8 protein-coding genes are annotated in these 13,114 nt (G+C 42.8%); 6 read left to right on the plus strand and 2 right to left on the minus strand.

All coding sequences use genetic code 11. From position 1 onward, the window contains the following. Nucleotides 1-4: 4 nt before the first annotated feature. From ACRWSG_RS18280 to ACRWSG_RS18290, 3 genes are all read left to right on the plus strand, one after another. Nucleotides 5-952: a sensor histidine kinase gene (locus tag ACRWSG_RS18280; RefSeq protein WP_462167106.1), complete on the plus strand. Its 948-nt coding sequence runs from the start codon at nt 5-7 to the stop codon at nt 950-952. 80 nt (nt 953-1,032) lie between these two features. Beyond that, entirely contained in the window at nt 1,033-1,683 is a 651-nt protein-coding gene (locus ACRWSG_RS18285) for a UPF0149 family protein (protein ID WP_054553445.1), read from the plus strand. A gap of 313 nt (nt 1,684-1,996) precedes the next feature. After that, the gene (locus ACRWSG_RS18290; RefSeq protein WP_462167107.1) at nt 1,997-4,540 is read left to right on the plus strand and encodes a TonB-dependent receptor plug domain-containing protein; all 2,544 of its coding nucleotides are present in this window, start codon (nt 1,997-1,999) and stop codon (nt 4,538-4,540) included. Between the two features lie 191 nt (nt 4,541-4,731). On the opposite strand, the gene ACRWSG_RS18295 is transcribed toward ACRWSG_RS18290, so the two are convergent. Together ACRWSG_RS18295 and ACRWSG_RS18300 are read right to left on the minus strand one after the other, a co-directional pair. After that, entirely contained in the window at nt 4,732-5,052 is a 321-nt protein-coding gene (locus ACRWSG_RS18295; protein ID WP_054553447.1) for a hypothetical protein, read from the minus strand. A gap of 494 nt (nt 5,053-5,546) precedes the next feature. Next, the gene (locus ACRWSG_RS18300; RefSeq protein WP_462167108.1) at nt 5,547-7,373 is read right to left on the minus strand and encodes a monovalent cation:proton antiporter-2 (CPA2) family protein; all 1,827 of its coding nucleotides are present in this window, start codon (nt 7,371-7,373) and stop codon (nt 5,547-5,549) included. Between the two features lie 234 nt (nt 7,374-7,607). Between ACRWSG_RS18300 and arfA the strand changes: the two genes are divergently transcribed. The 3 genes from arfA (at nt 7,608) to ACRWSG_RS18315 (ending at nt 13,111) form a co-directional block, all read left to right on the plus strand. After that, nucleotides 7,608-7,799 carry an alternative ribosome rescue factor ArfA gene (arfA, locus tag ACRWSG_RS18305; RefSeq protein WP_054553449.1) on the plus strand — a complete coding sequence of 64 codons (192 nt, stop codon included), beginning with the start codon at nt 7,608-7,610 and terminating at the stop codon, nt 7,797-7,799. Nucleotides 7,800-8,262: 463 nt separating this feature from the next. Further along, entirely contained in the window at nt 8,263-11,451 is a 3,189-nt protein-coding gene (locus ACRWSG_RS18310; protein ID WP_462167109.1) for a glycosyl hydrolase family 18 protein, read from the plus strand. A gap of 52 nt (nt 11,452-11,503) precedes the next feature. Beyond that, the gene (locus ACRWSG_RS18315) at nt 11,504-13,111 is read left to right on the plus strand and encodes a lytic polysaccharide monooxygenase (protein WP_462167110.1); all 1,608 of its coding nucleotides are present in this window, start codon (nt 11,504-11,506) and stop codon (nt 13,109-13,111) included. Nucleotides 13,112-13,114: the final 3 nt, after the last annotated feature.

Consider the following 13,114-nt stretch of genomic DNA (forward strand, 5'->3'; position numbering starts at 1 on the left):
TAAAATGGATGATTTTAAACAAGCTTATTTATTAGAGAAAGCGATCAGAGAAGAGGCCGAACAATTGCTTGCCGATAAAAGCCGGATTCTGGTAGCTGTTAATAGTGAGCTTGAACAAAAAGTTGCTGATTTAGAGCATCATCAAGCTATGTTTATTCAAGCTGAAAAAATGGCAACTTTAGGCACATTGTGTGCTGGAGTCGCACATGAAATTAATAACCCGCTTGCTTATAGTATGAGTAACCTTGATAGTTTGAAAAGCTACTGTGGTTTCTTCAGCAAGCTACTGAAATTATGCAGCGAGTTTAGTGAAAATCACATAGACAAAGAGGCTTTTCATCAACAGCTGGTGGATCTAAACCAAGTACACTCTTTTGCGTTTGTTGCTGATGATTTACCTGATTTAATTGATGATACAGAACAAGGTTTGCAACGGATTAGTAAAATAGTGTCGAACTTGTTGAATTTTTCTCGCCCTAAAAGTCAGGATATGCAGTTTGCTGATATGACAGATGCAGTGACAAGTGCGGTGAAACTTCTTACTAATCAATTAAGAAATTGTCATTTGCAATCGCAATATAGCCCAATATCCCAAAGCTGGTGTAATCTAGCTGCTATTAGCCAAGTAATTGTTAATCTTTTAATTAATGCTAAACAAGCTTGCGATAATCAAGACTCTCAAACAAAAATTACTATCAATGTTTATGAGCTAGAGCAACACATATATATCGACATTGAAGATAATGGCATTGGTATGTCAGCAGAGACCATCGCTAAAATATATGATCCTTTTTTCACTACTAAACCAGTAGGAGAAGGTACCGGCATGGGTATGACGATGGTGTATGCTATTGTGCATGAACATAAAGGTCGAATTGATATTCAAAGCTCGCAAGGAATTGGCACAAGAATGAGTTGCGTATTTCCTGTTTTGAGTCAGGTAACTAGTTGACAATATTTCAGTTGTTGCAAAAATTTGTGGATTCGCTAGTGTAGAACTAAACCCATTTAAAATTATTGAAAAGGCACGTTATGCTCAATCAACAAAGTTCAGATGTTTTTAACAACTATCTCGCCAGTCAAAGTACAACGAATCAAGTGAGTTTGGATCAAGTGCTTGGCTATATGTCTGGTTTGTTAGCCTGTTCAGAGTTTTTTGGAGAGTCAGAGCTTGCCAATTACATTGCTGATAATGATGAAGCGGTATTCAACACCTTAATGACGGATTCTGAGCCACGCGATGCAATGATTGAGCTGCTCGATAATGTGACCGAAGCACAAGTTGAACAAAAGAAGATTTTAGCCGAGTTATATCCAAATGAAGTAAACAGCAATGAGCCAAGCCAAGCACTGCAAGATTTTTGTAGCGGCTATATTGCAGCTTATATCGTGAATCAAGAAATTTGGCACAGCGATTTACAATTTTTACTGCAAGCGGATGGTCAACAAGAAAATGAAAGCGAAGATGGTCAATTGTTTATTGATAATTTTGAAGCAACTCTCGATTTGCTTACCACCTTTGCAATGTGGGATCAGGCGCTAGCAAATCACCCTGAACCAGATAAACTAGGCGAAGGGTTTGTGACCTTCTTTAACGCACTAGACGAGAGTTTATCTGAAATTGCCACTATGGCGTTAATGCTTGAAGATGAAAAGCTGGCGATGTTGGAACAAGATAAGTAAATACTCCTCACCTCAGTAAAGATAAGCTGATAGTTGCATTATTTTGCTTATTTCTGCTGTAAAGTGAATAATTCCCACCACTGAAACTCTATTAATACTATAAATAGAAATATTTATACCTAAGTCGTACCTCTTTTTTCTTTCATTTTGTGGATTTGTTGATAGGATGTTTTGTAAAGGTTAACTCGCAGGCTTGAGTTAGCTTTCAAACTTGTGATTTTAAAATCAATAATACGTGCTTAGTGCTTTTCTAAATTTCTCCAAAAGGGGCGTCTTTTGTTTTAAGGAAAGCCAGAATATCAACAGGATACACATGACAACACATTCTTTAAGTATGCTGGCCGTTGCGGTCAGTGTGGCTGTTTCTGCGACTTCAGTGCAGGCAGCTGAGCAAGCACCTGCTGCCAAAGCAGATAAAAACATCGAACAAATCTCTGTATTAGGCTCTCGGGTTGCTAATCGTACGGCTACCGAATCAACATCACCCGTTGATTTAATTGATGCAGATGACCTAAACAAAGGTGGTTTTACTGAGCTCGGCCAAAGTCTGCAAGCGACGGCTCCTTCATTTAACTTTTCACGCACGCAAGTGTCAGATGGCTCTGACTTATTTAGACCAGCGACTCTTCGTGGTTTACAGCCTGACCAAACGTTAGTGCTTATCAATGGTAAGCGCCGTCATAACCAATCTATTTTTGGCTTAAATGGTACTGTAGGTGCCGGTGCTGCAGGTACCGATATGAACGCGATTCCGCTTACCGCTTTAAAAGGCGTTGAAGTACTTCGTGATGGTGCTGCGGCGCAATATGGCTCAGATGCGATTGCTGGTGTTATCAACTTATCGTTAAACGATTCAACCGGTGTTACAACGGGTTATGTGCAAGCAGGTAGCACAGGTGAAGGCGATGGTGACACTATTTCAATGGGTTTAAACCGGGGTTTTGATTTAGGTGATGAAGGCGGCTTCATTAACTTTTCTTTAGAATACCGTGATGCTGATGGCACCAACCGCGCAGAGCGTGATACTGGTGGCTCAGTTGATGTACCAGCAGGTACGCTATCTGACGAGGTTCGTTGGGGGCAAGGTAACGCAGATAGTGAGTTTACTTCGGTTTTTTACAACATGGCGTTACCATTTGGTGAGACTGAGCTTTACTCATTTGGTGGATACTCAAACCGTACAGCATTGGGCAATGGTTTTTATCGTAATTTTGACCAAGCGGCGAAGAACGTTGTGCAAGTATACGGCGATGGTTTTTTACCTCGCATCGATAACGAAGCCGAAGATATTTCGTTTTCACTTGGTTTGCGCGGTGAGTTAAATCCAGATTGGAGCTATGACGTATCTGCCGTATATGGTGAAAACAGTTATGATTTCACGTCAAAAAACACCCTAAATGCGTCGTATGCTGCTGAATATGTTGCGAATCACCCTGATGCAAGCGATGCTGATATTGTTGCAAATGCAGGCCCTAATGGTGGCTACTCAGGTGGCTTTAGGTTTGATCAAACAACAGTAAATGCAGACCTGAATGGTATTGTTGATATTGGCCGCAGTGAGCCTTTATATGTATCAGTGGGAGCTGAATACCGTAAAGAGAATTATGAAATCGTGCCGGGCGAAGAAGCGTCTTATGCGTGTGGTTTAGCTAATTCAGATACTTCATTCCCAGCGGTAAACGACAGCAGCGTATTTGCTGAGTGTGGTTTCCAAGCTTATAACGGTTTACGCCCTGAAGCGTCAAATAAAGAGAGTCGTCACAGCTATGCATTTTATGTGAATGCCGAAACGTTGATCACGGATGCATGGCAAGTAAGTACAGCGCTTCGTTATGAAGACTTCTCTGATGCCGGTGATGACATCATTGGTAAGCTAGCTACGCGCTATGAAATTACCGATGACTTTGCCGTGCGTGGTGCGATTTCGTCTGGCTTTAGAGCGCCATCATTGCAACAAAGTGCGTACACTGCTTACACTACAAACCTAGGTGCTGGTGGTGTGTTATTGCAGTCATTCACAGCAACTGCGGGCTCTGATTTCCCATCAGCACTTGGCGTTGATAGTCTAGGCCTTGAAAGCTCTGAAAACTTAAGTGCAGGTTTTGTTTATAACGTAACCAGCGATTTATCATTAACTGTTGATTTTTATCATGTAGAGATCAAAGACAGAATTACCCTTGGCAGCTTAATGTCGGCGGACGATGTGGCATTTAGTGCCGAGGCTGTGGCTGCGCTTAATGCAACAGGGGCACAGCAAGCCAACTACTTCTCAAACTCAGTTGATTCAACCACTAAAGGGGTTGATATTATTGCTTCGTACCGCACCGATTTATACGACGGTAATTTCTCAGCAACCTTCGCGGGTAACATTAACGAAACTGAAATTGATGATGTAAATGCACCAGAGGGTATTCCTGAATCAATCGCCCTTGATGATTTACAACGTAGTTTCTTGACAGACGGTCAACCAGGTGAGCGTGCAACGCTAACGTTTGAATACGATCGTGGCGATTTCAACAGCATGCTACGCTTTAATTACTATGGTGAAACAGACGTTAAATACTTTGGTAATGACCACATTGGTTTGCCTGATGAGCTATCACCTACCGGTGAGTTTAAAGACACAAGCACGGTAGAATCGGCGGTATTAGTGGATGTTAATGTGGGCTATCAGCTAACTGACGAACTCATGCTATCGGCGGGTATTGATAATATCTTTGATGTAACGCCAGACGAACTAGGCGAAGATGAAGCGCTTGATTTTATTACAAATAAAGCATTCAAATACCCTGTTCGTGCACTACCTTATGGTTTTGATGGTATGACCTACTACGCAAAATTAAGTTTTAGTTTTTAATTCCTAAGTTGATATGAAACTTAAATAGCGCCTAACGGCGCTATTTTTTTGCTTAATTGTAGTATCCGACATTTGTCTTTAATTAGAGAGTTGCAAGGGGAAAGTTTGCGAGTTTCGAGATACTAGATGCGAGTCTGTAGCAGCGATTTCATATCGCGTTTTATTTCGCTTTTTTGAGTTTTCATCTGCATTTAAGCACTCCAGAATCTATTTAGTAGAATGCTTCCAAATAACAAAATCCAACCTGCAACTATAATTGTGTAGTAGACAGTCGAATTAATTATTGGCTCTAAAGTGAAGCGTGGTGAAAATAATTTTTTTACCGGTTTAAAGAATAGCTTTGGGTTTAAGCTACCCGCTAAAATTATAAGTGAAATTGCTAGACAACTAATGAACTCTAACCAGTCTAGGCCTTGTAATATAAGCGAATAAACACCGACAGTTAAATTAATAATTGCTGCCAATCCGAACAAAATTGATAGCAGCTTTTCCTTTTTATTAAGCCTTTCCATGCTGTAATACTCCTTATTACATTATTTAATATCTTCACATTCAGGTAAGTTACGAGAAACGAACTTGTAGCTGCGATTTTAATCTCGCACCTTATAATTCGCATCCATCACCAATGTCGCGGCATAAAGCCGCTGCTACGTAGGCGTTATGCTTGCATGGCGCGCGAAATAAATTTCACGCCTACGTCTAGTCGTTTTACATAGGTGTGGTGTTTGAGAGTTCATGGCTGAAGCCATTCCTACGAACGACATCAAATTTGTAGCAGCGATTTCATATCGCGTTTTATCCTATTCAATGCGCAGCCTCTTTGAGAGTTTTTGTTTTCTCTGTGTACCGCGAAGCGCCTCTTTGTTGTCTGTGATTAAAATTATTTTCACAAAGAGAAGTTAATGAGAAGAAAAAGAGGAAGTGAAAACACCTCCTCCATAATTGTAATATTTTTGCTATTTCGAACCATTAACCACTCGGTCGCAAATCTCGCGCATTTGTTGTTTTATTTCGGGTTCTTTTTCATCGAATATCTTGTTGATCCGCTCGATATAGGCATGGTTTTCTTCGAATGGCACGCCGATTTCGTAGACATCGGCGGCTTCGCGTAGCATTTCTTTATCGAACTCACTGAAAATATCGACCATCTCTTGGGCTTTCTCTTGCTCAATACCGAGTGCTTCAAAAGCTGAGCGACCATACGCATGGTACTGTCGTATGTTTCGCGAATAATATCTCGACAACCGTAAGCCCATAAATCGTATACATGATGGCGGTCTACAGCGCGGGCAACCACATGTAAATGCGGGTAATTTTGCATCGCATAACGAACTAATTTAGTGATTTGTTCGGCATCATCAAGCGCAACAACCAGCAGTTTTGCATCTTCAATGCCTGCAGCACTGAGTAAGTCTGGTCGAGTTGCATCACCAAAGAAATTACGAATACCAACACGCTCTAAGGCTTCGAGTTGCTTGTAGTTGTAATCAATCACAGTCGTTTTATAGCCGCCAGCTTGTAAAATACGGTCAACCAGCCCACCCATTCTGCCTGAGCCTGCAATGATCACATGGCTATCATCGGGAAACTCGTCTGTTTCTTTTCCTGGTTGCTCACAAATGAAACGGGGTGCTATCACACGCTGATAAAGGATATATAACCCAGGTGAAAGTAGCATGGATAAAGTAACAACCAGTAAAAGTTGGTCGGCGATGTTGTCTGCCAATACATTATTAGAGACACTGTAAGCAAGTAGTACAAAACCAAACTCACCAGCTTGAGCAAGCCCCAGTGCTAGCAACCAGAGTGCGGCGCCTCTAAGACCAAAAATACGACCTAAAATAAGCAGTACAGCTGTTTTTGTTACAATCAATGCACTGGTTAAGAGCACAATGGTAGCTAGGTTATCTGCGAGTAATTGAAAATTGATACTAGCGCCAACGGTGATAAAGAATAATCCTAGCAACAGCCCTTTAAAGGGATCGATATTACTTTCGAGTTCGTGTTTATAAGGTGAATTTGCAAGCACAACACCCGCTAAAAAAGTACCAAGCGCAGGTGATAAGCCTACTAACGACATCATCAAAGCGATACCAATAACAAAGAATAGGGCTGTTGCAGTAAATAATTCGCGAAGCCGTGCTTGTGCTACAAATCTAAAAATGGGTGCGGTTAAGTAGTTACCACCAAAAACAACGAGCGCTATCATACCTAAAGTAACCAGCGCTGCTTGCCAGCTCTCAAGACCCGCCACCAAGCTTAAACTAGCATGAGTGTCTTCACTTGTATGGGCTGTATCTGCAATGGCTGGCGCTAGTTCAGGTAAAGCAAGCAAGGGAATAAACGCAAGCATAGGAATAACGGCTATGTCTTGAGTAAGTAATACGCTAAATGAGGCTTGACCACCATCTGACTTTAATAGCCCGCGCTCTGAAAGCGTTTGCAGCACAATCGCGGTCGATGAAAGTGATAAAATTAAGCCTATTGTAAGTGCTGTTTGCCAAGCATGACCAAATGCTAAACCAATACCCGTAAAGGCGGCAGCTGATAAAACTACCTGTCCGCCACCTAGTCCAATAAGCTGTTTTCGCATTGACCAAAGCGCTTTGGGTTCAAGCTCTAAGCCAACAATGAACAGCATCATTACCACACCAAATTCAGCAAAATGCTGGATGGCAATCACATCAACATTTAAAAATGTCAGTGTTGGCCCAATAACAATACCAGCGAGTAAGTAGCCAAGTACTGAGCCTAACCCCAGTTTGCTGGCAATAGGCACGGCAATAATGCCTGCAATAAGGAAAATATAGGCGATTAAGAGAAAGTCAGTCATCGTAATCCTGTTTGTTTTTAATTAACTATGGATGGTTTCGCTAGTTTTGCCAGTAGTTAGGTAGTGAATGCAATCAAAAAGCGAATTTAGTCAGTAAAATGACAACAAGGAATGGTGTTTAGTCAAAACGAGTAAGACAAAATAAGGGGTAAAAAATCATCGTTTTTTTATTAAAAATACTTGCGTAGAGCTTGGCTAGGTATATACTCGCAGCACGTTTAATAGGAGCAAAAAATGAGCAAAAAGAAACAACGCGCACAAGGCCAAGTTGATACTGGTCGTGGTGTAATCAACGACAATGTGTACGCCGCAATGGTGACATCTAAGCTGTTCACAGCAAAAGTAGAGAAACCTAAAAAAGGTAAAGGTGCATATCAACGTAAGGCTAAACATGCAGGACGAGAGTCCTATTTAATCGCTGCTTAATTAAGTTGTGATCAAATAGGATTTTTGTGAAAAGCAAACACTGAGTGTTTGCTTTTTTTATGACTAAAATTCGTGTTAAGAATAAATTTTCCCCAATTTTGATAGAAATTTTTACCTGAAAACTAATTTATTCGTTATATACCCAGAATCGATACGGTAATTATTTTTGTTTTTCCTCACATAACCTCTGACTATTTTGTGCGCAAACCAGATAAACCGTACTTTTGTGGTTAATTTATTGTTAATTTTGTGTTCATTTTTACTCTGTAGAATCATCCTCGTTTTTGCTTTTCAATAAAAATAATTAATTCTTTTTTAGTGCCTATATTTAAATTTTGCATCAAAAAGTGTGTTTATTTTACCTTTTGTGGGTAAATGCAAGCTTGACGTAACAGTGCTTTGTGTTACTTTAAAGTTGGATTTGTAAAATAAATGTTATTGAAACTTTGGGCGGAGGGAGCGAATGAGCTCGCATAAATTAATAAAAAATGCCTTTAAACTGAGTGCGCTGTCACTAGGTTTATACGGCTTTACAGCACAGGCTGCGATTGATTGCAGCAACTTAGAAGTGTGGCAACAAGGGCAAACACATGTTGGTGGTGATCAGGTTCAAGCACAAGGTAGCGCTTATGAAGCCAAATGGTGGACGCAAACCAACCCTGTGGAGACTTCTGGTGTCGATCAAGAGTGGCGTTTATTGGGTGTTTGTGACAGCGTTGTCAGTGAAAATCAAGCACCTCAAATTAGCAGCTTAACACCCGCAGAGGGTTCTTTATTTACCACAAGTGACAGCGTTGTCATAAGTGCGATCGCTGCTGATCCTGATGGTAGTGTGGCAAGTGTAGAGTTTTTTGTTGATGGTACTTCGCTGAGTGTTGTGACAAGCGCACCTTATTCAGCGAGCTGGCAAGCAACCCAAGGCAGCCATGTTATCAGCGCGGTCGCAACGGATGATTTAGGGTTAACCTCTACAGCGGTTGCACATTCAGTGAATGTGTCTGATGACGTTGAGCCGGTCAACCAAGCACCGGTGGCAAGCATTGAATTTAGCTCACTGCCGTCACAAGTAACGGTGGGTGACAGTGTGGTGTTTGCGCTTTCTGGCACTGATAGCGATGGTCATGTGACCGCGTTATCGTTAACTGAAAACAGCACTGAAGTTCATCAAGCAAGTGCTGCTTCTTCAAGTTACACGTGGCAGGCTCCAGCACTTGGGCAATTTTCATTTACCTTAACGGTGACCGATAACGAAGGCGCGACGGATACACAAAGCAAAGCTGTGAATGTTGTTGAAGCAACAGAGCCAGGCAAAGATTGTAAACCGCAAGGTTTATACCAAACGCCGGGTGTAAATACCCCATACTGTAGCGTGTATGATGCAAATGGCCGCGAGAAAATGGGCCCAGATCATCCACGCCGCGTTATTGGTTATTTTACGAGTTGGCGAAATGGTGCCAATGGTCAGCCAAGCTATTTAGTTAACGATATTCCTTGGGACAAGATCACCCATATCAACTATGCCTTTGCGCATGTTGATGGTAATAACAAGGTCTCGATTGGTGATCCAAATGCAGCTGGCAACCCAGCGACAAACATGACTTGGCCGGGCGTTACAGGCGCTGAAATGGATCCAAGTTTTAGTTACACAGGTCACTTTAACTTACTCAATAAATTCAAAAAACAACACCCAGATGTAAAAACCTTAATCTCTGTAGGTGGCTGGGCTGAAACAGGTGGTTATTTTGGTGAAGACGGTACTCGCGTAAACAGCGGTGGTTTCTACACGATGACAACCAATGCCGATGGCTCAGTGAACCAAGCGGGGATTGATGCCTTTGCGAAAAGTGCCGTTGAGTTTATTGAAACCTACGGTTTTGATGGTGTCGATATTGATTACGAATACCCATCGTCAATGAATGACTCAGGCCACCCTGATGATTTTCCTATTTCTAATGCTCGTCGCGCAGGTCTTAACGCCTCGTATCGTGTATTGATGCAAAAACTACGTGAAGAGCTTGATATTGCAGGTGAAAAGGCAGGTAAACATTACTTACTAACGATTGCTTCGCCATCTTCAGGTTACTTATTACGTGGCATGGAAACATTCCAAAGCGTGAAGTATCTCGACTACGTTAACATTATGTCTTATGACTTACATGGTGCATGGAATTCACATGTAGGCCATAACGCAGCCTTGTTTGATACCGGTCTTGATTCTGAATTAGCGCAATGGGGCGTTTATACCACCGCTGAGTTTGAAGGAATTGGCTACTTAAATACGGATTGGGCTGTGCGTTACTTCCGCGGTGCGGTCTCTGCAGGTCGAATCAATATTGGTATTCCATATTATACCCGTGGCTTTAAAGATGTATCCGGTGGTACTAATGGTTTATGGGGCCAAGCAGCGCTGCCAGATCAATCAAAATGTGCGAAAGGGACTGGCGTTGGTGAGAAAAATCAATGCGGTAATGGCGCACTCGGCATTGATAACCTATGGCACGATAAGAACGATGTTGGTGAAGAAATGCCAGCAGGTTCTAACCCACTATGGCATGCGAAAAATCTTGAAAATGGCATTAACCCTTCTTACCTTGAAATCTATGGTCTAACGCCAGAAACTGATGCAGATGATGTATTAACGGGTACTTATACACGTTTTTACGATGATGTAGCGGTTGCTCCATGGCTATGGAATGCAGAGAAAAAGGTATTCTTATCAATTGAAGATGAGCAATCAATGGCAACCAAAGTTGATTATGTTATCAACAATGGCCTTGGCGGCATCATGTTCTGGGAGCTTGCCGGTGACTATGATTATGACTCAGCGAAAGGTGAGTACTTCATGGGCTCAAGCTTAACCACACTTGCTTACGATAAATTTAACCAAAGTGGTGTGGCTTACAACACTCATCAAGGCAATGTTGATTTCACCCTGCCAAGCGAAGCGGTTGACGTAAGCTTTACAGTGAAAGACTTCCCAATTGGTGATGATAACTACCCAATCGCACCTACATTCGCATTCACCAATAACTCAGATATCGACTTAAGCGGCGCGAAAATCAGCTTTGATGTGCCCGTTTCTACCTCGGCAATTTTCAAATCAAATTGGAATGCACAAGAAAAGCTCGGTATGGCTGTTGAAGCAAATGGCTCTAATGCGGCTGGCGATAATATCGGCGGCTTTGAAAATGAGTTTCATCGTTTTTCAATCACCTTAGTGAATGAGTGGGGCGGTATCGAAAAGTCATTTAACACAGGTGAAACCGTTGAGGCGCAAGTTATGTACTACATGCCAATTACGGGGCCAACTAACTTCACCATTGAGAAAAATGGCAAAACCTATGCCTTCAAATACGAATACCCAATGCTACCAGATGGCACAGCTGGCAGTGGTGATACTGGCGGTGACACCGGTGGTGATACGGGTGGCGATACGGGTGGTAATACGGGTGGCGAGGGAAGCTGTAACGGTGTTGATGTAGCAAGCATCCCTGTGTATCCAAATTGGCCGCAAACTGACTGGGCTGGTAATCCAAGCCACGCTGTTGGCGGCGACCTAATGAATCACAACAACGTGATTTACGAAGCAAAGTGGTGGACGAGCACAGAGCCAGGCACATCTGCTGACTGGACGGTGAATTGCACGCTTTAACCAACTAAGCGGAGCAAGCACTTTGCTCCGCATTTCTACAGCGAGAACAAAAATGAAAGTAATGAAATCAAAGGCATTGTCTTTATCGGCAGTGGCAACCAGCATGCTGCTTGCCTGTGCATCAAGCCATGTGAATGCCCACGGATTTTTAGAAAGCCCGAAGGCTCGTCAAGCGATATGTAATGCTGATGGTGGGTACTGGTGGCCTGCTGATGGCAGTGGTATTCCTAACCTAGCTTGTCGTGCAGCGTTTGTTGAAGCAGGGCATGTACAGTTTGTTCAAGACATTGAATTTTCAGCTAATACCATTGATTACACAAGCCTTGATGCAGTAAAGCAAAGCGTGCCTGATGGCCGATTATGTGCCGCAGGCGACCCTGAAAAACGCGGTATGGATTTACCTTCAGCGCATTGGCAACGCAGTGAGGTTATTCCTAATGCGAATGGCGATATTTTAGTGCGTTTTTTAGCAAGTACGCCGCATAACCCGAGTTTCTGGCAGTTTTATTTAACAAAACCGGGCTTTGATAGTGCGACTCAAGTGCTTACTTGGGACGACCTAGAGCTTGTTGAAGAGTACGGTAATCTTGATTTTAGCATTGATGCTAACAACGGTTGTTACTATGAAATGAGCGTATCTATTCCACAAGGGCGCAGTGGCGATGCCATTTTATACACGCGTTGGCAACGAGATGATGCCGGTGGCGAAGGCTTCTACAACTGTAGCGATATTAATATTGTCAGCGATGCGACCCCGACAGAGCCAACCGATTGGGCAGCAATTAGCTACTTTGTTCGTCAAGGACAAGACGCTGAGGTTGGCGGTAGAGTGTCAGCGAGGTTATTTGATGAAAATGGCCAAGAGTTACTCACTCAACAAATGCAGATCACAGCTGATAACCAAGCTAATTGGCAGGCTGAATTTGCAGCACTGTTAAACCTTAATTACGCGCACTTAGTTAATATTGGCGTGCAAAATAGCGCTGGAGATATTGCCTTTGATGCGTCTGATTTAATGACTAATCAGGTCTTTACAACGAATGCAAATTACAGCTTTGCACTAAGCGTACAAGCGGCTCCTGACAATACCGCGCCAATTATTCATCAACCAGATGACCTTCAAGTCGAAGAAGAAAGCAGCACCGCGATACACCTACACGCCTTTGATGATCAACAAAGCACATTAACTTATAGCTGGGATGTACCTGCACCACTGAGCTTTACGGGTAGCGATGCCAACATCACGCTAAATGCCCCCTCTGTAGATGCTGATACAAGCTACACCGTAAGAGTATCGGTGTCAGATGGCGAGCTCACAAGCCAAGTAAGTTTTACCGTGACTGTGCTCAATAGCACTGTGGTCGACCCTGATCCAGTTGATCCGAGCGTGCCTGCTTGGAATAGCACAAGCCAATACAACACGGGCGATAAAGTGAGTTTTAACGGCGGAGTTTACAGTGCGAAATGGTGGAACCAAGGCGCACAACCAGACAGTAGTGATGCATGGCAGCTTGAATCAGGCAGTGCATCAATCGAGTGGAACAGCGGCAAAGCCTATCAAGGCGGCGACGAAGTAACCTATCAAGGACAGCGCTATCGAGCGCAGTGGTGGACCCAAGGAGATGTACCGGGTGCCAGCCAAGTATGGACAGAAATCTAAAGT

Source organism: Pseudoalteromonas sp. GB43, from assembly GCF_054923805.1.